Origin of the sequence: Algoriphagus yeomjeoni, assembly GCF_049821175.1 — a bacterium.
In the GTDB taxonomy this organism is placed as follows: domain Bacteria; phylum Bacteroidota; class Bacteroidia; order Cytophagales; family Cyclobacteriaceae; genus Algoriphagus; species Algoriphagus yeomjeoni_A.
The window spans coordinates 2,160,018-2,183,934 of sequence record NZ_CP187512.1 but is presented as its reverse complement, the minus strand read 5'-3'; the positions used below and the strand labels follow the sequence as shown (position 1 = coordinate 2,183,934).

27 protein-coding genes are annotated in these 23,917 nt (G+C 44.4%); 9 read left to right on the top strand and 18 right to left on the bottom strand.

The window, feature by feature from the left end; genetic code table 11:
* Positions 1–15: 15 nt before the first annotated feature.
* Together ACPUEN_RS08655 and ACPUEN_RS08650 are read left to right on the top strand one after the other, a co-directional pair.
* A complete protein-coding gene (locus ACPUEN_RS08655; protein ID WP_425639741.1) occupies positions 16–522 on the top strand; it encodes a ubiquinol-cytochrome c reductase iron-sulfur subunit in 507 nt (168 codons plus the stop codon).
* A gap of 12 nt (positions 523–534) precedes the next feature.
* Entirely contained in the window at positions 535–792 is a 258-nt protein-coding gene (locus tag ACPUEN_RS08650; RefSeq protein ID WP_425639739.1) for a DUF6755 family protein, read from the top strand.
* 232 nt (positions 793–1,024) lie between these two features.
* Here ACPUEN_RS08650 and ACPUEN_RS08645 read toward each other — a convergent pair whose 3' ends face one another.
* From ACPUEN_RS08645 to nadA, 8 genes are all read right to left on the bottom strand, one after another.
* The gene (locus ACPUEN_RS08645) at positions 1,025–2,266 is read right to left on the bottom strand and encodes a sialidase family protein (protein ID WP_425639738.1); all 1,242 of its coding nucleotides are present in this window, start codon (positions 2,264–2,266) and stop codon (positions 1,025–1,027) included.
* Positions 2,263–4,611 (bottom strand): TonB-dependent receptor, encoded by a 2,349-nt coding sequence (locus tag ACPUEN_RS08640; RefSeq protein WP_425639736.1) that lies wholly within the window; start codon positions 4,609–4,611, stop codon positions 2,263–2,265. Before ACPUEN_RS08640 ends, ACPUEN_RS08645 begins: the two co-directional genes overlap by 4 nt.
* A gap of 73 nt (positions 4,612–4,684) precedes the next feature.
* Entirely contained in the window at positions 4,685–5,059 is a 375-nt protein-coding gene (locus ACPUEN_RS08635; protein WP_425639734.1) for a hypothetical protein, read from the bottom strand.
* Positions 5,052–6,155 (bottom strand): hypothetical protein, encoded by a 1,104-nt coding sequence (locus tag ACPUEN_RS08630; RefSeq protein WP_425639732.1) that lies wholly within the window; start codon positions 6,153–6,155, stop codon positions 5,052–5,054. Before ACPUEN_RS08630 ends, ACPUEN_RS08635 begins: the two co-directional genes overlap by 8 nt.
* A gap of 35 nt (positions 6,156–6,190) precedes the next feature.
* Positions 6,191–6,919 (bottom strand): DUF542 domain-containing protein, encoded by a 729-nt coding sequence (locus ACPUEN_RS08625; RefSeq protein WP_425639730.1) that lies wholly within the window; start codon positions 6,917–6,919, stop codon positions 6,191–6,193.
* Positions 6,920–6,975: 56 nt separating this feature from the next.
* Positions 6,976–7,428 carry a 6-pyruvoyl trahydropterin synthase family protein gene (locus tag ACPUEN_RS08620; RefSeq protein WP_425639729.1) on the bottom strand — a complete coding sequence of 151 codons (453 nt, stop codon included), beginning with the start codon at positions 7,426–7,428 and terminating at the stop codon, positions 6,976–6,978.
* Complete coding sequence (locus ACPUEN_RS08615; protein ID WP_425639727.1) at positions 7,397–8,902, bottom strand: L-aspartate oxidase; 1,506 nt, start codon at positions 8,900–8,902, stop codon at positions 7,397–7,399. The genes ACPUEN_RS08620 and ACPUEN_RS08615 overlap by 32 nt, the downstream gene beginning before the upstream one ends.
* 2 nt (positions 8,903–8,904) lie before the next feature.
* Positions 8,905–9,837, bottom strand: coding sequence for a quinolinate synthase NadA (gene nadA / locus ACPUEN_RS08610; RefSeq protein WP_425639725.1), 933 nt, complete (start codon positions 9,835–9,837; stop codon positions 8,905–8,907).
* Positions 9,838–10,227: 390 nt separating this feature from the next.
* On the opposite strand from nadA, the gene ACPUEN_RS08605 reads away from it, so the two are divergent.
* The 7 genes from ACPUEN_RS08605 to ACPUEN_RS08575 all read left to right on the top strand — a co-directional run bounded on the left by ACPUEN_RS08605 (position 10,228) and on the right by ACPUEN_RS08575 (position 15,734).
* Positions 10,228–12,348, top strand: coding sequence for a ribonucleoside triphosphate reductase (locus ACPUEN_RS08605; protein ID WP_425639723.1), 2,121 nt, complete (start codon positions 10,228–10,230; stop codon positions 12,346–12,348).
* On the top strand, positions 12,332–12,502 hold the full coding sequence (gene nrdD / locus ACPUEN_RS08600; protein ID WP_425639721.1) for an anaerobic ribonucleoside-triphosphate reductase: 171 nt from the start codon (positions 12,332–12,334) through the stop codon (positions 12,500–12,502). The genes ACPUEN_RS08605 and nrdD overlap by 17 nt, the downstream gene beginning before the upstream one ends.
* 19 nt (positions 12,503–12,521) lie before the next feature.
* Positions 12,522–13,175, top strand: coding sequence for an anaerobic ribonucleoside-triphosphate reductase activating protein (locus ACPUEN_RS08595; RefSeq protein ID WP_425639720.1), 654 nt, complete (start codon positions 12,522–12,524; stop codon positions 13,173–13,175).
* Between the two features lie 167 nt (positions 13,176–13,342).
* Positions 13,343–13,504 (top strand): hypothetical protein, encoded by a 162-nt coding sequence (locus ACPUEN_RS08590; protein ID WP_425639718.1) that lies wholly within the window; start codon positions 13,343–13,345, stop codon positions 13,502–13,504.
* Positions 13,477–13,560: a DUF302 domain-containing protein gene (locus ACPUEN_RS08585; RefSeq protein WP_425640173.1), complete on the top strand. Its 84-nt coding sequence runs from the start codon at positions 13,477–13,479 to the stop codon at positions 13,558–13,560. Before ACPUEN_RS08590 ends, ACPUEN_RS08585 begins: the two co-directional genes overlap by 28 nt.
* A 207-nt stretch (positions 13,561–13,767) precedes the next feature.
* Entirely contained in the window at positions 13,768–15,042 is a 1,275-nt protein-coding gene (locus tag ACPUEN_RS08580; RefSeq protein ID WP_425639716.1) for a chloride channel protein, read from the top strand.
* 59 nt (positions 15,043–15,101) lie between these two features.
* Positions 15,102–15,734, top strand: coding sequence for an HPP family protein (locus tag ACPUEN_RS08575; protein WP_425639714.1), 633 nt, complete (start codon positions 15,102–15,104; stop codon positions 15,732–15,734).
* Between the two features lie 2 nt (positions 15,735–15,736).
* On the opposite strand, the gene ACPUEN_RS08570 is transcribed toward ACPUEN_RS08575, so the two are convergent.
* The 10 genes from ACPUEN_RS08570 to ACPUEN_RS08525 form a co-directional block, all read right to left on the bottom strand.
* Positions 15,737–16,216, bottom strand: coding sequence for a hemerythrin domain-containing protein (locus tag ACPUEN_RS08570; protein ID WP_425639712.1), 480 nt, complete (start codon positions 16,214–16,216; stop codon positions 15,737–15,739).
* A 27-nt stretch (positions 16,217–16,243) separates the two neighbouring features.
* Positions 16,244–16,636 carry a group III truncated hemoglobin gene (locus ACPUEN_RS08565; protein ID WP_425639711.1) on the bottom strand — a complete coding sequence of 131 codons (393 nt, stop codon included), beginning with the start codon at positions 16,634–16,636 and terminating at the stop codon, positions 16,244–16,246.
* Positions 16,636–17,058, bottom strand: coding sequence for a cytochrome C (locus ACPUEN_RS08560; protein ID WP_425639709.1), 423 nt, complete (start codon positions 17,056–17,058; stop codon positions 16,636–16,638). Before ACPUEN_RS08560 ends, ACPUEN_RS08565 begins: the two co-directional genes overlap by 1 nt.
* Positions 17,055–17,327 (bottom strand): hypothetical protein, encoded by a 273-nt coding sequence (locus tag ACPUEN_RS08555; RefSeq protein ID WP_425639707.1) that lies wholly within the window; start codon positions 17,325–17,327, stop codon positions 17,055–17,057. The genes ACPUEN_RS08560 and ACPUEN_RS08555 overlap by 4 nt, the downstream gene beginning before the upstream one ends.
* Complete coding sequence (locus ACPUEN_RS08550; protein ID WP_425639705.1) at positions 17,324–17,560, bottom strand: hexameric tyrosine-coordinated heme protein; 237 nt, start codon at positions 17,558–17,560, stop codon at positions 17,324–17,326. The genes ACPUEN_RS08555 and ACPUEN_RS08550 overlap by 4 nt, the downstream gene beginning before the upstream one ends.
* Positions 17,561–17,564: 4 nt before the next feature.
* The gene (locus ACPUEN_RS08545; RefSeq protein ID WP_425639704.1) at positions 17,565–18,569 is read right to left on the bottom strand and encodes a cbb3-type cytochrome c oxidase subunit II; all 1,005 of its coding nucleotides are present in this window, start codon (positions 18,567–18,569) and stop codon (positions 17,565–17,567) included.
* On the bottom strand, positions 18,562–20,385 hold the full coding sequence (locus ACPUEN_RS08540) for a cbb3-type cytochrome c oxidase subunit I (protein ID WP_425639702.1): 1,824 nt from the start codon (positions 20,383–20,385) through the stop codon (positions 18,562–18,564). Before ACPUEN_RS08540 ends, ACPUEN_RS08545 begins: the two co-directional genes overlap by 8 nt.
* A 93-nt stretch (positions 20,386–20,478) precedes the next feature.
* Positions 20,479–20,913, bottom strand: coding sequence for an RrF2 family transcriptional regulator (locus ACPUEN_RS08535; RefSeq protein WP_425639700.1), 435 nt, complete (start codon positions 20,911–20,913; stop codon positions 20,479–20,481).
* A gap of 179 nt (positions 20,914–21,092) precedes the next feature.
* Positions 21,093–21,542, bottom strand: coding sequence for an OsmC family protein (locus tag ACPUEN_RS08530; protein ID WP_425639698.1), 450 nt, complete (start codon positions 21,540–21,542; stop codon positions 21,093–21,095).
* A 14-nt stretch (positions 21,543–21,556) separates the two neighbouring features.
* The gene (locus ACPUEN_RS08525) at positions 21,557–23,893 is read right to left on the bottom strand and encodes a nitric-oxide reductase large subunit (RefSeq protein ID WP_425639696.1); all 2,337 of its coding nucleotides are present in this window, start codon (positions 23,891–23,893) and stop codon (positions 21,557–21,559) included.
* Positions 23,894–23,917: the final 24 nt, after the last annotated feature.

Sequence of the window (23,917 nt, the reverse complement as noted above, 5' to 3'; positions counted from 1 at the left end):
ATATTCCTTAGCATTATGTCAAAAGATCCCAACTCCGAAATACCAAAATGGAAACAGGATTTTCCTATTGAGCAAAAAGAAGCGACCCACGTTTCCCGTCGTGAGTTTGCCAAGTTTCTTACCTTATTTTCCGGAGCTTTGGCTATTGGTAACACCGCCATTGTGGTCAAGTCTCTCGCTTTTCCCGAAAAACCTTTGGAAGGAGTCCATCCCATCTGTATGGAATCGGAGGTTGCAGAAGGAGAGTCTTTTCAGTTTGAAATCCAAGGTTCCAAGACTATTCCCTACCTGCTGATCAACCTAGGAAATGGGGAGTGGAGGGCTTTTGAACAAAAGTGCACGCATCTCTCCTGCGCAGTCAAATACCGTCATGATTTAGGTCAGATAGAGTGTCCGTGTCACAAAGGGTATTTCAACCCCCGTACCGGAGACGTCATTCAGGGACCACCACCTCGCCCACTGCCTCAACTTGAGGTAATGATTCAAGAGGGCCAGATATTTGTCAAAGCCCATAACGCCTAAACCCAGAGAAGCATGAGTGATTTTAGAGAATCCCAGAACGAAGCCCATCCCAATAAGACAAATACCTTGATGACAGGAATCATTTTGTTGTTGATTCTTTTTGTCCTGATTCAGGTTTGGTTTCTTTTCGGTGCGCTGAACAATGCTCTTCAGGAAAATCTGAATTTTGCCCTTACTACCGCCATTGGATCTATTGTGTTTGCTTTTGCTTCATTTTGGCTCTTGAGGTATCTGCCGGAGCCCATCAAGAGAAAAAAAGAGAAGAAGTAATTTCTCAGTTCAAATTACATAATAAGCCGGTTCTGGTAGGTTGTAAAAATTCGGATAGAGGGGTTTTTAGATAGAAAGCAATAGGCAGTTAGAGCTCCCAGAATATTAGTGAGGAAGTTGTTGACAGAACGGTGAGGGGGTCGTTCTAGTTTGCAAATGTTTTAGCATTCGTCATCGAAGCATTCGGGGATGGCTCTTTTTCTCAGCTTTTGATATTGGATCAGATAGTCTGCTAGTGAAGGGTATCTGTGCTTACCGGACTGAGAAAGGTTACGCGTGCTTTTTGGATTTTACCGGAATGATCCAGCCAGCCGGAAATTACCATGCCTGAATCGGTGGCAAGGGAAACGGGACTGTTCACTTTAGAACCAGGGGCTGAAAGCTGGATTATTTCTCCTGTTGTCATATCCTTGCTAAGGATTCTTGAGTTCTTTTCTCCATTTTCAGACACGCTTTCAGAGTATATAACCACCGGTTTTCCCTGTATCAGGGACAATTGGATATTCCGTCCGTTTGGGGATAGACGCTCCTTGTTTATGGTTTTTCCTTTTGTATTCAGTTCAGCGAAATAGACACCATTTTGATTTGCACCTGTGTACCAGGTGGTGTAGATTCTTTCTCCGTCACTGACCACATCAGGACCGTTGTGGGGACATCCATCCAGGTTCCACTGGTCAAAGCTGAAGCTGATGGCGGTACTGAAGGACGCTCCTCCGTTCAGGGAGGTTGCCAGGGAAATGTCCCGGATGGAACCGGGAAGAATGTCCCGGTATACCACGCTGATCAACCCGCTGGCATCGGCATAAAGTGCGGTCCGGCAACATTGGCAGGCGAGGGAATCCACCACGCTTTCATTTCCGAATTTGTTTTGGATATCGGTTTTCGAGAAAAGCACCGACCTGCCTCCCTCGATTAAAGCTGTATCCAACCAGACCGCCCCAATCTCTCCATCAGACAAAAGCGCAATATCAAAGAAACTGTGCCCTTTGTCAGGGGAATTGTCTGAGTGGACCCGAAAAGGTCCGGACCATGTTTTTCCATCATCTTTTGAAACCATGTATTTGATCTGGCTGACCCGATCATTGGTTGGGTTGTGAATCTTGACCTCATAAAACAACAGCAAGTCTCCATCGGGTTTAAAGATCATTTTAGGTATGCTCTCACTGCCTACCTTTGGGGTTTCTGACATTGGGACGGTTTGAGGATCGGAAAGTTCTTGACCATTCCATCGGGAATAGAGGACTTGGATCTGATTGGAGTCCATGGCTTTTTCTGTCCAAACAGCTACCGGTTGCTTCTTGGGATCAAGGGTAAGAGAGATGCTTTCCGCACCGATTTCTGGACTGGATTCCAGGGTCAGAATTCCAGGAAAATTCCTCAGAGTGGAGTTTTTTGCCGGAGGGCTACACCCCACCATTAGGACGATAGGGATAAGCAAGAGCCAGCAGAAGGCTTTGGAGAAAGTTAAGTTCATGGCTTTTGTATTTTTCCTTCGAGATTGAACTGGATGCCGAGGATAAAGGTCCTTGGAGCGGCAGGGGTATAATTTGGCTTATCAGCGGCATTATTACCGCGTGAGACGGTATGGGCATAGAGTGTGTTGGAGATATTCAGGACATTTCCGAAAATTTCAACCCATTTGAATTTGTATCCTGTACGGAAATTGAACACCTGATATCCTTTTGCTTTTTTGGTATTAACCTGGTTTTCATAGAATCCCGAAATTTGCTGGAGTTCCATGGAAGTTCTAAGGTTTGGGGCAAAAGCTGGATAGTATGTCACTTCTGAGTTGGTAATCCATCGGGGCGCTCCGGGCATCTCCTTTCCGCTCAGATTCTGTATCTGGTCAGATTCCCGTTGGCTGATCTTAAAATCTACAAATTCATGTTTTGCCCAGGTACCTCCTGTGCGGATAAACCACTCCGGGTTTGGTTTGAAAGTCAAACTGAATTCGTTGCCATAATGCAGGGTTTTCCCCGCAGATTGATAGTCGAATGAATTGTCCGGCTGTCGGATGCTGAGCAGTTCGTTTTCCCCGGTCATGTAGTAAAATGTAAAATCCACGTACAGCTTATTATCGCAAAAACTTCCCCAATAGCCGAGTTCGTTGCTGTCAAAAAGCGCTGGCTCCAGATTGTAGTAGAAAGTCACTGGGTTGCTGCCGGGTCTGGGGCGGAAGATGGAAGTGAGTTGGGGAGGTGAGAAGCCCTGTGCAAAGTTGGCATAGACGCCTTGGGTGGACTTTATCTCCCAGGTCAGACCCAGTTTTGGTGTAAATTGGCTGTAGGATTGGATGCCGCTGGATTGATCCAACTGATTGTTGTAATCAAACCCCATTGTGTCGTACCTTCCTCCCAGAGTGAATTGAAGTTTTTCAACTGGACTGACTTCTACTTGCAGGTAAGTCCCAATATTGTTTATAGAGGCTGAATAGTCAGAGATCCGGATATCCGGACGGAGTTGGTCTATTGTAAAGAATTCCACTGATTTGCCATCGGGCCGGAGTTTCACATTCAGGTCCACCTGGTGCGCCATATAGGTGACCGGAGAATTGTCCAGGCTTATCCCACCGAGGATTTTGGTTGATTTCCAATTTAGCCGCTGGGAGTGCTGGGCAATCAACCCCAGACTCTTGAAGTCGGAGGAATTGAGTTCCCCCTTTCCCTGATCGGGATTGACTTTGGGATTCCATTGGAGTCTGTATGATGGATTTTGTCCGTTTCTGTTAATGCGATGGAAAACCGTTACAAATGATTTGCTGGCTGAATTCCAGTCCTGTTCCAGGGTAAGCCGGTTTCGGACGGCAAAGACCTCCCTAAAGGTGAAATCGTTGTTTGCCGGATAGCTTCTTCCATTGAATCCTGTGCTGTCCACATTTCCACTTGTTTGTGAGTTGTAGTCGCCCATCATACTGGTTCCGATCAACCGGGTTTTTGGAGAGAACCTGTACTCCACTCTGGCATTGAAAATGTCCTTCCGGTAGTCAGAACGCATTCTCCAGGAGTCATTTTGGAAGCTGTGAAGTCCTGCAAGATAAAATCCAAACTTTCCGATAGTTGCACCCCCGCTGAGTTGATAACGGGTATAGCCCCACTTGTCTCCCATTAGGCCAAATTTCAGCGTGGGAACTGCTGTGGGGCGGTGTGTAAGAAAATTGATGGCTCCTCCGATTCCCTCCGACCCGTAGATGGAGGAAACAGGGCCTTTGACTACTTCGACTGAGCTGATGGCCAGTTGGTTGGTTTCCAAAAGTGCGTTATGGTTGAAAATCCCCATAGGACGGACTGCTATCCCGTCTTCCAGATAGAGGTAGTAGGGACTTGTGGTTGCTGGCTGCCGGATGGCCATGCTGTGCTGCTCATTGTTCAGGTTGACCATCAAAACTCCCGGGGTTTTATTGATCAGTTCGCTGACCCCAATCGGTTTCGTTTCATCTACCAAAGATGCGCTCAGCTTATGGATGGCTACAGGGGAGGAGAGGCGTTGGGCAGCTTCACGGGAAGCGGTAACGGTGACTGCCTGAAGATCTTCTATTTTAGGGATTAAAGCAATCCACAGGAAATTTCCCTGGGTTAAGTCTTCACGTGTTTGGGATTCATACCCCATAAATGATATATGAAGTGAGGAAGCCCCCCCGAGATCCAGGGAAAATGAACCGTCGGAATCCGAGATCACCCCGTGGCTTGAATTTATTTGGAGGGTGGCTCCTTCAATTGGTTCCTTGGTCAGTGCATCAAAACATTTTCCTTGTATAGTTTGGGCAAAAGCGGCCCCGCTGGCCAGAAAAGCCAGTGTCAGCACCATGAGTATCTTTTTCATAATTTATAAATTTGGAAATAGGGATTTTCGCCTGAACTATATGGACAGGGGATGAGAGTTTAAAAAAGGATGCTTAGCTTTGGGGAGGATGAAAAAAATCCCGATACAATTCTGAAATATAGATAGTGCGATTTTCAATCAATAATTTGGAAATAACAAGCTCTGGGAGGCTGTATTGAATCGGGACGTTTCGTTCCAACACATAGACCAGACTCAGCTCTTCCAGGCTGATTTCTTCTCTGTTTTCCTGTTGCTTTTTTGATTCAGACAGTCTTTTCCCTAACTCGCATTTACCATCGCATTCCAACTGGGGCTTCTCCTTGTTGATACAATATAAAATCGTGATTTGCTCCCGATCCAAATAAAAGTGCGCCTGAATGCACGTGTATACCATTCCATTGAGCAGGATCAGTAAGATCAGAGCAATATGTAGGCAAGGTCTAAGCACGGGGATCCAATGTGGGGTCGGCTTTTAGTGTTTTGTTATGATTCTGACTACCCATGGCTTCTCTGTTTTGGATTTTCCAGAAGACGATTGCCGCCATCAGCCCAAATTGAACAAGGATCAGATAACCATTGGCTACACCAAAAATTTTGCGAAGCTCATATTCACCAAGTAAGCTGCAAATGATTCTTCCCAATAAACTGGCTTGATAAAGTGTCCAGGTTGCCCAAAGAACCGGATGGTACGGAGTCTCCCGGATGCCAAAGATCGTGGGGAAAATGATCGGGGCATGTGCCCAGATCATGGAAAAGGTAAAGCCCAGAAAGAAGGTATGCAGCATCAGGTCATAGTAAAGCGCATGACTTTCCATACCGAGTAACACCAGGCCTTGTAGTCCGAGCCAAAAGTATCCTACCCGTAATCCGATCCCGATATAGCGGAATTGAGCGTGTTTTTTTGCTGCGACCTTGGCCATATCAAAATAGAGGAGCCAAACCGAAATCAGAAGGGAGGCAATCCCTATGATTTCATTGCCCCAACTGTGAAAAGGAACCACAAGACCAAGAGTAAACAGGGCAAGAAAGGATTTTAGTGCATTTTTGGACCAAGAGGGGACGGGAAGAAACTGACTCAGTTCCAATCGCTCGCCAACAATGGTATAAAGCAGAAATCCCATCCACCAGGTAGTGCCAGCAGCGATTAATCCGCCCTGCCAGACAAGAAAATTTCCAACAAACCAAGATGCCGAACCTGCATATAAAAGGACGGTGTGGAATTTTGGATGCTTCAAGGTCTGCATATGCATAATGGCACTAAGGCCAAATGCTCCTGCCATGAGCAGGAGCAAACCTGCCTGAGAATATCCCAGCAAAAACGGAAGGATAGAGGCACCGGTGATTAAGGGAACGAGCAACCATAATCTGCGGGACATCACCATGGAACGCTCTAGTGAGATCAAGGTACCCAAAAAACTTCCCACCATCAGCAGCCCGTGATTCGACCCTGCCGAAGCGATAGGAATCTGGGGACTGCCCAGTCTGATCCATCCCCCTGAGATACCTAGTACCAATCCCAGAAGTACAAGAGGGAGGAGTTGCACGGCTTTTGGTGGAGTTAAAACCATTTCTTTCAGGATTAATTTAAAGGGGATTTAAACTCTTGGGCAATTACTTCCGGAAACAGGATGTTAGACTCTAAGTGGATATGTTTCTGCAAGCTTATGTCAAATTCCTGAAGCATGGCAAAGGCAACTTTATACGTATTGCATGCATAGGCAGGAGGTGTGTAATCATCTGATAGTTTTCTGATTTCCTCCAGACAAAGACCTTCCACTTCGTGCTCGGCCATGAGTTGAAAGATTAATTCGGTGATTTTTCTATAGGAAGGGCTGAACAGCAGGTCTTTTCTAACTGGATCTGAAGAGATTTTCTTAATGAACGGAAAAATAATCAGCTCCTCCTGTTTTAAATGCCTTTGTAAGTCCTCCATAGAATCTTCAAACAAGGCTTTGATTTTTTTCAGGTTAGGCTCGTGAGCACTATGAACCTTCACTACTCTTTGGAGAAATTTCGTAATTATCGGGATCCTGTCCCGAATCAATGAATGGTGCTTGGCCACTATGTAGTCAGTCAAAATTGACAAGGGCCAACTTTTGAAATCGAAGTTTTCCTCAGAAGTGGAGGTCATCGATTCCAGAAGTTTTTCAATCAATTGACCCGGATCTGCTTTTTTTGTGGTGCAGGCTTCCAATACGGTTTGATTGCCGGTGCAGCAAACATCAATTCCAAATGCTTGAAGTACCAGTGCGGCCCTGTAATCATTCGAAACGATTTCATTAATAGTAAGTTGATTGATGTTTTTCATAATCAAATAGAATATGTATCCCGTTGGGTCTAATGAGGGTTAATCCCCTGCTTCAGTCAAAAGTACATTAAAAATAATAAAAGATAAAAATATCCTTTATTATTTTTCCACGTTGTGAAACTTCTGGAAGTTTCATACAGTTGCAGCTCGATCAGTTCAATAGTGGTAGGTAAGAGGGCAGTTATTCTTATCGCCACCCATTCAATCATTCTTTCGGAGGTAGGTTCGGATTCCATCCAGGTGGTTTTTCCGGTATATGCGGAAAATATCCTTCTGTTTTCAGGGTTTTCTTTGAGGATCAAAGCATGGTCTAATGGATCCAAAACCGATAATTGGAGGATACTTTTAAGTGTTTTGAAATCCAAGATCATGTCTGTGTCAGGATTGATGGGCCCTATAAAAGTTGCTGCCAGTTTATACGTGTGGCCATGGATCCCACTACAGGAACCCTGATAATTGCTCAAGCGGTGGGCAGCCTCAAATTCTATTTTTTTGGTAAGGGAAATCATGAACACATTCGTTTTTATTGAAAATTAGAAGTGCTTCATAAATTTGAAGCAGGTTTCTTTCTTTCAGGATGGTAGTTGAATAAATTCCCCGTTCCACACTTAATTCCAAAATCTGAAGCCTATCTCGGATTTCCTGTAATGAGCCAAATTCAGGTTTGGATTTTTTCATGAAATATTCAAATAAGGATTCTTTCCAAAAGTCAATGACGGAAGGTTGGCCGAAAATATCGGGGGAGTATATTTTCCTGGTATCTAATTGATATGAATTAGCGGATTCTTTTCTATGCTCCAAAGCAAGTGCAGCGGCAGCATTTTTTGCAAAAACCAGGGCTTCAATGATAGAATTGGATGCAAGGCGATTGCATCCATGGAGACCTGTGCGGGCCACTTCACCTACTGCATACAATCGTGGTAGGGAGGTTTTTCCAGTCCGGTCAGTACTTATTCCACCGCAGTGATAATGTGCTGCCGGTAGTATCGGAAGGAGATCTTTTTCAGGATCAAGATTGGCTCGCTGACAAAGGGAATAAACCTGTGGAAAAGATCTTATCATAGTGCCTTTTGGGAAGTGTCGACAATCTAAATAAGCATTGCTGTTTGGGTCTTTAGCAATCTCGCGCCAAATTGCCTCGCAGACTAAGTCACGGGTTGATAGCTCCCCTTTTGAAAGGGAATCGAAAAGAAACCTACTTCCTTTCTCATTAATAATATAAGCATCTGCTCCTCTCAGAGCTTCAGTAAGTAAATTGGAATGGTCTGTACTGCCAATATTCAAAACAGTAGGATGAAACTGAACCCATGGCAGGTCTCCTGTTTTAACCCCGGCCCGTAGGGCAATTGCCAGTCCATCTCCAGTTGAATTTTGCGCATTGGTGGATCTGGGGAAAATCGAACTTAATCCACCTGTGGCCAAAATGACCGTCTGACTTGGGATCGTCATTTCCTGTGATAGGTCTTCCTGATAAACTATTACTCCTTTGCATTCTCCTTCCTCGACCCATAAATCCCTCACTGCACTATGTTCTATCAATTGGATATTGGGGTAATTTCTAAGCTTTGAAGCTACCTGCTGATGAATTATTTTGCCACTTTGGTCACCGTGATGAACAATCCGTGAGAAGCTATGACCACCCTCAAGACCTAAATTGAGTCGGCCGTCTTCAAACCTGTCCCAAGAAACACCCCACGAACTTAAATCTTGGATTACTTCCGGTGCCCTGGTTACTACTTCCCTTACAATTTTAGGATCGTTCAGGAAATGCCCTGCCTCTAATGTATCGCGGTAATGTGAGTCAAAACTATCTAGAGTAGATTGTACAGCCGCTAGGCCTCCTTGGGCAAAAAAAGTGGCACTACTTGATCCATCACTTTTGTCGATTAAAGTAATCTGGATGTCAGGGCGGAGTTCAGTTAAGTATATTGCCGATGTCATACCGGCAATTCCTTTTCCCACAATTAAAATTTCACTAGTCATCTTTAAGATAATTGTAGCATTTTCTGGATTGGTATCAATGCTAAACATTGAATCATTGGATCCAGAATGATTTCGTTACTTTCCGATTGCAAACAATCCATAACCTTTTGTATGGTGTTGACCTTCATAAAGGCACATTCGCTGCAGGCACACGTATTGTCTTCTTCTGTTGGGATGGGTATCAGGTATTTGTCAGGTGATAATTCCTTGATTTGATGGAGTATGCCGACTTCAGTACCAATTAGAAAAGTATCAGCCGGAGATTCGACGACATAGTTGATCAGGGCAGTAGTGGAGCCGATGAAATGCGCAATTTTCAGGATTTCGGATTTGGATTCAGGATGGGCGAGGATTTTTGCCGATGGATAGGATCGCACCAATTCTATCAATTTTTGGACAGAAAAAGCTTCATGTACCACACAAGCTCCTTCCCAAAGTACCATTTCCCGGCCGGTCTCCTTTATCAGGTACTCACCAAGGTTCCGGTCTGGAGCAAAAATGATTTTTTTGTCACTGGCTATGGAATTGATGATTTTCAATGCATTGGAAGAAGTGCAGATGTAGTCACTGAGGGCTTTGATCTCTGCACTACAGTTGATGTAGGAGACCAAGACATGTTCCGGATATTTTCTTTTCCATCTGATGAATTCTGTCAAAGGACAGGAATCAGCCAATGAGCAGCCCGCTTCCAGATCCGGGATTAGGACCTTGCAGTAGGGATTGAGGATTTTGGCTGTTTCGGCCATAAAATGTACCCCGCAAAAAACCAGAATTTCCGCATGGGATTCGGAGGCTTTCCGGGAGAGCTCCAGACTGTCACCCACATAGTCGGCTATCTGTTGTATTTCAGGTCTTTGGTAGTAATGGGCCAAAATCACAGCATTTTTTTGTGCTTTTAGAGTTATTAATTGGGACTGCAGGGGACTGAGATCCATGGTGAAATTTGGTTAGTGGTAGGATTGGGGGATGCTTGTTTTTTGTCGGAAAAGACTCCCTCTCAAATAGACGGTAAACCGGGATACAAAAGGAGCGTGGGGATTTTTGAATTCCAGAGACCTTTACTCCTTTTCGGTGAAGTGGCATGACGGAAAAGTTTCATTGATATAGGACAGCTTTCCATTTTCAGTAAGAATATGTTTTTCAAAATGGAGGATAAATATATCTTTTATTAAGGGTGTCACGAAACAGAAATGCAGATTTGTTTCGCTGAAACTGGATGATTTAGATCAGGTCAAACATTGATATAAATCACATTGGAAAAAAGGATAAAATAATCTTTTATTACCTAAAATTACATTGTCTTTTGTCTCTAACCATCGATGTCTATGGATCAGTATGTAATCAAACGCAATGGAGAATATGCTCCATTTATCCCATTTAAAATCGAAGATGCCTTGAAAAAAGGCTTTCAAAGTGTCCAGACAGAATACGATTCCGGAGTTTTCAAAGCCGTGATCCAAAAGGTGGAGACCAAAACAACCTGGGCGGTGGAGGAGATTCAGGATTTGATTGAAAAAGAACTTTACCGGGGCGGGCATTTTGAGGTCATGCGCTCATTTATGCTGTATCGGCATACCCGAAAGCTTCAGCGGGAGCATGTAGCCGGACTCAATGAGGATACCACTTATGTTGATAGCACCCAGACTATAGAGGAATACATCAGTCAATCTGACTGGAGAATCAACGCAAACGCAAATACGTCATATTCAAACGCTGGCCTCGTCAACAATGTAGCAGGTAAAATCATCGCCAACTACTGGCTGGACAAAGTGTACAGCAAAGAAGAGGGGCATGCCCACCGGAACGGCGATATTCATATTCACGATTTAGACTGCCTGACTGGCTATTGTGCGGGATGGAGTCTGAGAGGCCTGCTCAATGAAGGCTTCAACGGTGTGCGTGGCCGGGTAGAAAGCCGCCCTCCGGCGCATTTCAGGGAAGCTTTGGGTCAAATGGCCAACTTCCTAGGGATTCTTCAGAGTGAATGGGCTGGTGCTCAAGCCTTCAGCTCATTTGATACGTATCTGGGGCCATATGTATTTAAGGATTCCCTTTCCTACCAAGAAATTGAAAAAGCGATCCGTTCTTTTATTTATAATCTGAATGTTCCTGCCCGATGGGGTCAGTCTCCATTTACCAATGTGACGATAGATTGGGTGGTGCCGGATGACCTTAAAGATCAAATACCAACCAAAAACGACCTGCATCTTTTTAGGGGTATCGATTCGGATTTGCTGATGGAAAAGGCTGAAAAGCGAGGTGTGAACTATTTGGAAGAATTAACCTATAAGCACTTTCAGCCTGAAATGAACCTGATCAACAAGGCTTATTACACGATCATGACCGAGGGAGATGCCAACGGGCAGCCCTTTACTTTTCCCATTCCCACTGTTAACATCACCGAGGATTTTGACTGGTATGGACCCAACACAGACTTGCTTTTTGAAAATACTGCCAAAATCGGCTCGTCCTATTTCCAAAACTTTATCGGCAGCCAGTACACGTTTGATGAGAATGGCCAAAAGATCGAAAACCCGAATGCCTACAAGCCCAATGCCGTTCGGTCGATGTGTTGTCGGCTTCAGTTGGATCTCAGAGAATTACTCAAAAGAGGTAATGGCCTCTTCGGTAGTGCCGAAATGACCGGAAGTATCGGAGTGGTCACGATCAACATGGCGCGGTTGGGATATCTTTTTGCAGGAAATAAAACCGGGCTTTACGAGCGGCTCGATTATCTAATGCAGATCGCAAAATCTACATTGGAAGAGAAGCGGGTTTTTATCCAGGAAATGTATGACCGTGGACTTTACCCCTACACCAAGCGCTATCTGAAGCATTTCCGCAATCATTTCTCCACCATTGGGGTCAACGGGCTCAATGAGATGGTTCTGAATTTTACATATGGAGAGGAGGATATAACTGGGTATTTTGGTCAAAATCTGACTTCCGAACTCCTTGAACACATCCGCGGGAGGATGAAAGAGTTTCAGGGAGAAACTGGGAATCTCTACAACCTTGAAGCGACCCCAGCCGAAGGAACTACCTATCGGTTTGCCAAGGAAGATAAAAAGCGCTTCCCTGATATCATCCAGGCAGGGATGGGAGAAAATATCTATTACACTAATAGCTCCCAGATTCCGGTGGACTACACAGATGATCCCTTTGAGGCACTGATGCTGCAGGATGAACTCCAGACCAAATACACCGGAGGCACAGTCTTGCATTTGTACATGAGGGAAAAAATATCCTCGCCGGAAGCCTGTCGTCGATTGGTCAAGAAAGTCCTGTCCAACTTCAAGCTACCCTACATCACTGTGACGCCGGTATTCAGCATATGTCCAGTGCATGGCTACCTGAATGGCGAACATGAATATTGTCCTAAATGCGATGAAGCTCTTTTAATTGACTTAAACCAAAACCCAATTCACAATGCAGAAAACAATTGAACAAATCGAAACCAAAAGCTTACTTCAACTCAACGAAGAGAAGCGAACCAAATGTCTGGTCTATACCCGCGTAATGGGTTACCACCGACCTGTAGAAAGTTTTAACATAGGCAAAAAAGGTGAACACAAGCAGCGCACCCACTTCGCAGAGTAGTCTGGAAAAGGGGAGACCTGTGTTCAGTATCTCCCCTTTTACTTTGCTCGATTTCCCGGATCGTACGGCCTGCATCGTTTGGTTTGCCGGCTGCAACATGCGCTGCGGCTATTGCTACAATCCGGAGATTGTCCTCGGAAAGGGTAAGTTGGGTTGGGAGCCTGTCCGGGACTTTTTGCTTTCCCGGAGGAACCTGCTGGATGGGGTGGTATTTAGCGGCGGCGAATGTACAATTCATTCCCAACTAATCCCTTTTGCAAGGGAAGTGAAAGCCATGGGGTTTGAAGTTAAAATTGACACTAATGGCAGTCGACCCGAGGTGCTCCGCCAGTTGTTGGAAGAGAGATTGGTAGACTATATAGCATTGGATTTTAAGTCTATGGCTGATAATTACTGGAAAATTACCCGGTCAAATTTGTTTTTGGCTTTCGAAAAATCTCTCGAAATTCTCCTTGTTTCGTCTGTTCGATTTGAAGTTCGGACTACGGTACATGCAGCACTTTTATCCCATCAGGACTTAGATAAAATGGGAATTTGGCTCAGGGATAAGGGATATACCGGTAATTACTTCTTGCAGCACTTCAAGGGAGATAAAAAGACCCTAGGAGGAATGAGAGAATGTAGAAAAACTGATTACGAAATAGAATCATCAGTTTGGAGAAATTTAAGTTGATTGCCCCTTCGGCGTCCATTGATATAAGAATCAGCCTTTGACTGAGACGATTTCCCTGCGGTGTGCATACAATCAGAACTGTTTTTTTTTGAAAGTGTATTTCGTTAAAATATTCCATGGTCTATCAGTTGTTTAAGCATATACTTTCCTAATTAACAGATAGAATTATGTCTTACTATCAATCCAAAGTCTTGAAATATAAAGACTTGGCTTCTCTGAGAACCAAAGTAGAAGCAGGCGTAAAAGAAGAGGGTTTTGTTATTCTTACCGAAATCGACATTCAAGCGACTTTGAAAAAAAGCTGGATAAAGATTATCCGGGATATCTGATTTTGGGGGCTTGCAACCCTGTTTTTGCGGACAAGGTGCTCACTGCCGAACCGTAGATTGGGACACCTGTACTCTGTAATGTGACCGTCTGAGGACTTGGAGATCAGAATACGAAGTGTCTAACCGAGGTCTTGAAGCTGGAAGAATGAAATCCTGGGATTCCTCCTTTGGTCTTTGGGTTCATGGATAGTGGTTTTGATGGTTTTTCTTTCCTCTTATATTCTTTTCCTATTTCTTTGCCAGATCAAGAAAACTTATAGGATTTGAAATTCAATCACAAGCGTAAACTTATCGGATATTCCAATTTACTTGATCACCCGATCCGCATAAGTCCGTTTTTATTTAGTAGAGATTTTTTGCTTTGGGCATTGTTGGGTTTAGTAGGCGGAGGTATTGCCGGGCTTTATTGGATCACACTGGAATCCATGATTCACCTGTTGGAGGGAATTGGTGGCTGGATGATCGTACCGCTGATGACTTCTGCGGGGCTTTTGGCAGGGTTAGTTATTCATTGGATTGGAGATCCTGGTGAAATCCATCTGATGGTCAATAACATCCGATTCAACAAGGGGAAACTCAATCCCAAAAACAATCCATCGATGATTATTTCCTCGCTGATCTGTGTAGCAGCTGGAGGAAGTCTTGGCCCTGAAGCTCCTTTGGTTCAAGTAACGGGTTCGACGGGAACCTGGCTTGGAAAAATTTTTAGACTGAAAGGGGAAAAGCTGCGAACTTATAGTATTGCAGGTATGGCCGCGGGTTTCACTGCACTTTTTGGTGCACCCTTGGGAGGGAGTCTTTTTGCAGTAGAGATTTTGCATCATAAGCATATGCTTGAATATTACCGGGCAGTGATTCCTGCTTTGGTAGCCAGTTGTTTTAGTTACATTGTTTTTGCTTTGATTATCCATTTAGGTTTGGGGCCGATTTGGAACTTCCCTTCCTATAAATATGAAGGGATTTTTGACTTTGGTTATGCCTTTGGGATTGCAATTATTGCGGCTGCGGTAGCTTGGGTTTTTATTTACATAACCAAGGGCTGTAAGATGGTATTTGACAAAATATCACTACCAATCTATTTTAAAACCACATTGGGAGGCTTTATTCTTGGATGGATTGGCTTTGGTTTTCCTGTCACGCGATATTTTGGACACCATGAAATCAATGGATTAATTGAAATGGATCTCCAATGGATGGGGTTGTTGATGATTTTAGGAATGAAAATCTTGGCTATTTCCGTCACTGTTACCTCTGGCTGGAGAGGAGGGTTTATCATCCCCCTATTCTTTGTTGGGACATGTCTGGGGTTGCTGTTATGTGAGTTTTTTCCCTCCTTGAATCCGATCCTTACATGGGTAAGTTGCATGGCTGCTGTCAATGCCTGCGTCACCCGAACTCCTGTGAGTACGACGATTTTATTGAGTGTGCTCACAGGATTTGGACATTTTGTACCCATTTTGATCGCAAGCCTTACGGGGTATTTTCTTGCTCCGAAAGTTCCGTTCATCCATTCTCAACTAAAAAAAATTGAGTCTTAATTATAGATGACAGGACTCAATAGTGTCTTTTACTGTTTCAATTTAACTGACCTAACACCTTGAAAAAGCGCATTAAACGAGCGGTAAGAATTTCTCAATATATATTTTATAAAGAGACTCTGATTGATTTTCGGGAACAGTTTTGGTCCTTTGTAGGGGCTTTTGTAGGTGTGGGCGCTATCGCATTTTATCAAACCCACTTTTTGAGTAGGGAGGAAAATGTCTTTTTGATTGGATCGTTTGGTGCATCCTCGGTGTTGGTTTATGGAGCTATTCAAAGCCCTCTTTCTCAGCCCCGGAATTTGGTGGGAGGCCATTTGATTTCGGCGATAGCTGGAGTAGCTATGCACAAAGTATTTCCGGATTTTATTTGGCTGGCCGCTCCGTTGGCTGTGTCTTTTTCGATAATTTTGATGCAAATCACTAAGACACTCCATCCTCCCGGAGGTGCCACCGCCCTGATTGCTGTGATTGGTACGGAGAAAATAAAGGAAATAGGTTTTTGGTATGTGCTTTCACCAGTTCTTACCGGAAGTTTGATACTACTTTTTGTAGCTTTGATTTTTAACAACATGACCAAAAACCGGGTTTATCCTTCTAATTCAAGATTTACTCGATATATTAAGAGAAAGCGGCAGCTCGGGAAGAACACAGGTTTACTTAACTTAAGAAATCCAAAACATCCCGTGTGAGTTTATTTGCTTTTTTGCGTTACCCAAAAATTGTCTGAGTCATTTTCCACAAACTTCTCCCGAGTAGCATATTCTTTGATGGTTTCCAATTGCTCCGCTGAAGCTTTTTCCTGAATCACTTGGAAAAGCGTTCGCTCTTCAAACCGAATATGTCGCTCAAGTTCCTCTTCGATCTGACCTAAAGTTTTTTCCGGGTCTTCCCATGAGGAAAATAGCTTTCGCAGTCTTTTATGTTCACTCAATGCCTGCTTTAAAAGTGAGTCTTCTTCTGAAAGTATTGGGAAAATAACTTTTTCTTCTTCCTCAAAATGGGATTCCAAATAGTTCTCCCAAAACCATTGGGAATAGGTCCGCATCCGAGACGGTTCGATTCCGAGTTTGAAACCTTGTCTGATTTTCCAACAAAGCAAAAGCCCTTGGTGATGATCATGACTGAGGTGTTGTAGGGCAGGGTCACGTTTTAGGGGGGTGGATTTAGACATATTATGAGAAGTTGGAATGAGTGGAAATTATAAAATAGGGTGCACAGAAGAAGTGCGGTAATAGTTAATTTTTAAGTTAAACATTTCCGCCATTCGTTGTCCTTGCCACTTTGCCCTTTCGGCCTTTTCTCCGGCGAAATTTTCATCCACCGTCTCAAGGAATAACTTAATCCATTGCTCAAAGTGGGCTTTGTCCACGGGAAGATGGGCATGCGGAGTAAATGGACTGCCATAATACGTGTGTTCGTCCAATAAGACGGTCTGCCAAAATCGATACATTTTCTCCAAATGCTCAGGCCATCGCTCTTCGATGACTGCATTGAATATATCTTTCAGTATTTCGTCCTTTCGGACCTTTCCATAAAAGCTGTCGACCATAATTTTAATATGGTCCAGGGTGGTTATGTCAGGTTTGTTCATCAGAAGAAGGATTGATAATTATCTTGATTCCAGTACATAGTAAAATAGAAGAGTGCAAATCCGATAAATGAGATTGTAATCGCCCATACCCAAGCAGGGATTCCTTTCGGAGTCTCCGAACCGCGGATTAGGAAGAAATCATTGCGCTCGCTGCCGTAGGAGTTAATCGTGACAGAAACTTGATCAGTGACCACCTCTCCATCCTCAAGTCCAACGATAGAAATGGAGGGCCCATTTCGAACTTCGAAAGGCACGGTTTTCATTCCCTCTTTGCCAGAAGTGGACTGTGCCACGATTCGGAGTTGATGCTTGCCATCTGGGATTTTGGTGGTGTCCAGTACGAACTTTACAGGCGGGCTGAATTCGGCAAATGGTACCGAATCCTCGTCGAGGAATACACGGATTTTCCGATTATCTATCATGACTCCGAATGTTGGTTTAGGATAATATTTTTGATGTGCTTGGGATTTTGTTCACCTGGTTTGAGCAAGTATTTCAGACTATAAACCAGTGTGAGCAACACGATAATTACTGAGACTCCGATGATGTAGTAGTCACTTTCTGCCTGTGGACCAGTACCATGACTGATGTCCTGAAGCAATTTAGGCTGGTTTCTTTGGCAGACATCGCAGGCTATTGCTGGAATCACTGAAATGAAGAATAGCAAGAATGAAATTAAAGCTTTGTTCACGATTTCCAGTAGTTATTTGCCATGGCAATGGTCTGAAATTCTACCGCAATGATTTGTGCCGATGCGATCAGCTGTGCAGTGTCTTCAGCATAATTTGCCCTCAGTGCTTTTCTCTTTTCCGCGTCCGTTTGGATAGCTGCGATGGACTTTCTAGCCAATTTGATTGCCAATTCCCGGCCTTCCTGTGGAGTGGCGGTGATGAGGGATTCGAGGTATATCTCTGAATTTTGCATGGGTTTATGGGTTTTGGTTTTGGATGAATTTTCGGATTTCACTTACCTGCTCCGGAGAAATTGCTGGAGCTTTGTTTCCCCAACTGCTACGCTCATGGTTAGCAATGGCGGCGATCTCTTCATCGGTAAGCAAGTCAGCAAATCCAGGCATAGCTCCGTATTCGGGGCGAGCGTCATAACCGGATAGCATTATTTGAATTAGAGTATTGGGGTCTGGATCGTTGACGATTTTGCTTCCTGCCAAAGGCGGGAATGCACCAGGAATTCCATCCCCAGTAGGCTGGTGGCAGGCTGCGCAGGTTCCTGCATATAACTGTATGCCATCCAATTCAAGTGATTTTTCTCCCGAAGATTGCCCTTTCTTCTCGCGGGTGGAAGGGATAAAGTCCGGTCCAAGATCCTGTCCAATATCCATCTGTACCAAGGACTGCAGGTAGGTCACCAGTGCCAAAGTTTCCGGTTTAGCTACAAGCTTATGTTCAGGGTTTTTTAGGAGATCGGCAGAAACGGGTACTAGCACATCCTTTTTAGTGACCATTGCAGGGGATTTTTCTTCGAAAAGCCAAGGATAGCTTGGCATGATGGATTCACCGACCACTATTCGGGGATTGTAAAGGTGCAGGAGATGCCATTCTATTCCAGGTTGCCTTTTTCCAACTTCAGTAAGATCAGGTCCGGTCCGCTCACTTCCCAGAAGAGAAGGAGATTGTCTCCAAAGATCCATCCGTTGTTTGCTAAAATAATAATCCGAAGCCAAAGAGGGCCGCTGACCCCAAACTTGATCCATTTCAATATTCCTGACCTGCTGGGTGTGGCAAGACATGCAGTTTTCAGATACATAGACATGAAGACCTTTCAGCTCCTCAGAGCTCAGTTCTTCCATGCCTGGCAAGGGTTTTACATCCTGCATTTGAAGAGCCGGGATGATGGCAATGCCCATGCTCAGCAGAATAAATCCCAGAGCGGCCGTTCCAACAAGGAGTCTATGGTTTTTATGAAAATTAAACATGATCCGGTTGGTTAGGGGTTAGCTGAAATGATTGAGATGTAACTTTTGCCGGATCGACATTTCCCTTTTTTGCCATCTGATAAAAATTATAGGCAAAAACCAAGTGGGAGACCAACATCAACGACCCTCCGACTGCTCTCCAAACCCAATAGGGCTGCATTAAAATGACGGAATTGATGAATGGTTCCCCTTCTATCCAGCTGATACCTCGTAGTGTTCCTCCTGCCATCAGTGAAACCATATAAGCAAATAGCCCTATAAAAGCCAGCCAAAAGTGGATGCCAACTCCCAATGCTGGAGGCTCTTTTCCGGTGATTTTTGGTAAAATCGCATAAATACAAGCCCAAAGAATAAAGGTGATGATTCCATACATGGTCATGTGGGAGTGGGCCACATTGAAGTCCGTAAAGTGCCAAAGAAAATTAGTCAGTCTAAATGCCTGTAAACTCCCTTGGGCAGAACCCACAAAGTAAAAAACCACACCAACCAAGAAAAATGGCAATACATAACTTTTGGAAATGGCACTCCCGCTACCTTTCATAGTCATCAGGAAATTGGTGGTTCCGGCAATGACCGGGATCAGCATGCCTGCGCTAAATACGATTGCAACCGTCTGAAGCCACCAAGGCAAAGGGCTGAAGACAAAATGGTGCGTGCCGATCATCGTGTAGAAAAGCATCTGCGTCCAAAAGGCCAACACGCCCAAAGAATAGGAATAAATCGGCGTGTTGAGCGAAGTTGGAAGGTAATAATAGACCAATCCAAGAGTGAAGGTCATGAACCACATGCCCACTCCTTGGTGCATGTAGTAACCTTGGATCACTGTCTCTCCGAGGCCATCTTGATAGCTTGGCAAATACCCGATAATCACCAATGTGATGGTCCACGCCAGGCCACCTAAAAGGTACCAATTGGAAATATAGATTTCGGAGATCTTACGGTCTGCTACCGTTTTATAGTAATTGTAAAAGGTTAAGATCATCCCGACAGCAAAGAGTAAAGCCACAGGCCATATGTATTCCCGGTATTCCCCACCACCATTATTTACCCCGCTCATGAGAAGGAAATTGCCCAGTAATACGGCTGAATTCATTAGAATCCAAGCGATTTTCGCGATGCTGTAGCTAAAAATGCTTGTGTTGGAAGTTCGGGAAATTACAAAATAGCCTAAGCCTACCATTGTCAAAGAGGCCCAGCCCCAGAATACGGTATTCGTGTGGACCGGGCGAAGTCGACCGAAGGAAAGCCAAGAGATTTGATCCAACTCTGGCCAGATGAATTTCATACCTACATACTGACCGACCAACGTGCCGAAAACCAACCAAAATACCGAGGCGCCCAAATACCAGATCATCAGGCTTCGGAGCGGTTGAGGGGTGTCTAGGTGAAGAGTTTCCCGCTTTTTTTCATTGACCAGAGGGTTTTCTGGGTCATGGTTGACTTTAGTAATCAACCCGAGGCTATCCTCTGAAGGGGTTTGACCTGAGAGTTCCTTTCCTGAAAGCTGGTAGGTTTTGGCAGCTTTTCGCTTTTCCAAAACCCAGTCTAAGTCTTCATCATCCCAATTCACCATTTCGGATCTCAAAGATTCCTTGTTTCGGGATTCTGATTTGTTCTTGAGGTGGTGAAGTAATGCCGAAAGGCGTGAACCGATGATGAGAATGGCGACAAAAGACACCAAGGCAATAAGTAGGGCCGTGCCGATAATTCCGGGACTGGACCACCATTGACCAATCTCTGGATTGGGGACGGTTTGGGCCTGTACTTTGAAAATTAATAAGGCAAAGAATGTTATAAATAAAGCAGTGTGTTTCATAATTAGGCACTTATAGATTTTGTCACTTTTTGAGAATGTGATTTTGAATCTATTTGCGACTTTTTTATCGGAAATAGAATCAAAAAAAAGGAGTTATCTAACCAAAATTGTTTGGCCAGATTTGATCCCGTTCGCCAATTCTATCAAAGTGGTTGTTTCCAGTGTTTTTTTTAATTCGGCTCTGATTTTTACAAATTTCTTATGCATAGGACAGGGTTTTTGGGCACTGCATTCCTTTAGGCCTAATCCACAACCAGAGAATATATTGTCTCCATCGATGGCAGAAACGATTTGGATTACCGTTGTGGATTCAATTTGATCGGGGCGGATAAAGAAGCCTCCGTATGGACCTTTCAGGGATTCGATGAGTCCATTTTTTGCCAATTCGCCTAATATTTTTGCAGTGAAAGCTTCGGGTGAACCTACCTTCTCTACGATATCTCCCATTTTGACCCTTTCCCCCTGTAGGGATTTAGTGGCCACATAGATCATGGCTTTGATACCGTATTCACAAGCTTTGGAAAACATAAAAAGGAGTTGTTGAAAGCAAAAATATGACAAAAATCATTTACGACCTATTTATCGGAAATAAAAAGTATGATCCCACCCTTAACAGTTTTGATTTGAACTGACCTCAGCTAAAATAACAGAAAAAAGGCAGGTCCAAAGAATCTGCCTTTTATGACCTTCACTATGTATGTTTAGAATTAGCTTAATTCCAAGTGGAGAATTTTCGGAAACATTTTGACTTCGGATTTGATCGAATGGGAGATCAGGCAGGCTTTTTCTGATTTTTCCAATACTTTCAATCCACTTTCTTTTTTTTCATTGGGACCTAGCGTCAATTCTGGAAACAGATGAATCTCTGTCATTATCCATTTTCCGTCAACCTTGGCCAATTTTCCGGTCGCCTTGCATGTGAAATTTTTGAATTTGAGATTGGAATGTTCAGCAACGGCAAGAAACGTTGTCATCAGACAAGAGCTTACTGCGGCTGTGAACAAGTGCTCGGGGGACCAGATACCGGGTATCCCGTTTGGGAATTCCGGTGGAGTGGCACATTCGATGAGGGTTTCCAGTTCTGGACTGCTCAGCTGTCCAATTCGACCGTGGTTCCAGTCCAGGTCGACTGTGTAGTCATGTGTGGGTTGATGCATAATAAGGGATTGATTTAATAAACTTCGACTTCTTGGTGTTTTGGTGATATTGGATTTATGGTAAGATCTTGCTTCGATTTAAGATGACGGGCGCTTTTGAGTACCATCCAGGTCAAGGGTAAAACCCCGCCGAGCAGAAACACCGATCCCCCGACTATTCTCAGCCAAGTCATGGTCTGAAAGGGAGCGCTTTGAATAAATTCCTGAGACCGGGCAAACCAGTAGCCCTGATCCATGACGGTAAAAAGCTGGTGAATTCCGGCAGGGAATAGGTCCAAAATCACCATCAGCGCCAGACCGGAATTGATGGACCAAAATGAAAGCTTGACCAATCGTGGGTTCCAAGTTTCTGGATTGACGAGAAATCGCAGTGCGAAGAGGATTCCCGCAATGGAAAGATTGCCATAAACTCCCATCAGGGCGGCGTGTCCATGGTTCACAGTCAGATAAGTGCCATGTTCGTAATAGTTGGCAATGGGAAGATTGATGATCAACCCAAAAACACCGGCGCCGAAGAAATTCCAAAAATTGACCCCAAGCAGATACAAAAACACTCCGGGCATGGCAAAGAGAGAAGACCTGCCATTTTCAGTTGTTTTTTTGGCCAAAATTTTGGGCATGCGCTGCATTCGCCAAGCTTCCAAAGTCAGTAAAATCAAGGGTACGACCTGAAGCGTGGAAAAGACCGAGCCCAAGGCTAAAGTGCCTACTGGCTTGGCGTTCCAGTAGAAATTATGGGAAATGCCCAATAAGCCTGAACCCAAAAACAACAAGGTTGCGAGGTAGACCACTTTAGTCACTGCCTGCCGATTGACCAAGCCCATCATTACCATTATGTAGCCCACAATGATCGTGGTGAATACCTCAAAGAAGGCTTCCACCCACATGTGCACTACCATCCATCTCCAAAAGTCCGCTACCACAAAGTTGGTCTCCGGACTGGCAACGAAGCCGGATACCAGCAAAATCAAAATACAAACCACCGCATAGACCAGCCAGTTGGGGAGTTCCCAAGGTTTGGCTTTGGTCATCACGCCTTTAAGACCCCGATAGACAATCACTGCCCATAGGGCAAAGACCGCGAGAAGCATGTATTGATACAGTCTTCCCAACTCCACAAATTCCCAACCTTGATGACCCAGCCATCTGGAGAGGTTGCCCAGCATGCCCATAGGGCCCATGTAAATGCCTACTAACGAACCGGCAACCAAAACAAAGAAGATGGCGAAAAGCAAATTGATGAGTTGAACTTGACCTTTGGGCTCGCCTTTGGCCAAGAGGGGAAGGATAAAAAAGGAAATGCCCACCCAACAAGCTGAAATCCAATACAAGGAAATCTGCACATGCCAGCTGCGGGAAATAGTCACCGGCAACAAAGCTTGAAGATCAAAACCAAAGAAAGTTGTGAATCCCACAAAATCATGAACTGTGAGAACACCGGCCAGTACCTGTACCAAAAACAACAGAATGGCGACATAGAAAAACTTAAAGGTCGTCCGTTGAGTGGGAGTGGGTCGGAAGGTTCTTACTTTTTCCTCCGTCACCATTTCTGAGGCTCCTTTGGCATAGTATTGCTCAGTCAGCTGCTCAAATTGACCATAATAGTACATCACTGCTCCCAGTCCCAGCACCAGTCCAAACAATCCCAAGATACTCCACAGCATCGTGGAAGCGGTAGGGGTATTACCAGCTTCAGGGTCAAAGGGCCAGTTGTGGGTGTAGCTGTACGATTCTCCCGGTCGGGATACGCTGCATACCCAAGCCCCCCAATAGAAAAATTTACTCAGTTGCTCGATTTCTTTCGGGTCTGTCAGATATCCGGAAGGTTTGAAGGCTTCATGAAATTCAGGATCTCGAAAAACGCACTGATAAAAGGTATTGATCTCACTGACTGCAAATGTTTGAGCATCGCTCAAAATATTTTGGTTGGTTTCCTTCAAATAGCGGTTTTCCTTGATTTCCTGTTTGACCAGTTCCTCAATACCAGCTATGGCAAGTGGATTTGGTTCGGTGGGGGATTGCACCTTATAAAATTCTTTCATGGACTCGGCCATTTCGTGCAGGGTTTGGGCGGTAAAGTCTGGTCCGCGCAGTGCCCCGTCGCCAAACATGCTTCCGTATTCCATCAGTGCATAGCGGTGAAAAACCTCCTGACCGGCCAAAATATCAGCCTTTGAAATCATCACATTGCCCTCTGAATCGACGTAATCGGGGATCGGAGGGGCCTCGTTGTAGGTCTGAAGGCCTATGAAAATCAGGCCGCTGATACTCACGGTGAAGATCAGGAGAAAGGGAAGCCACCAGTTTTTGGGCTTCATCAAATAGGTTAGGAAGCTGGGTTCTGTCTTCATGGATGGATAAATGGTTATTTCATA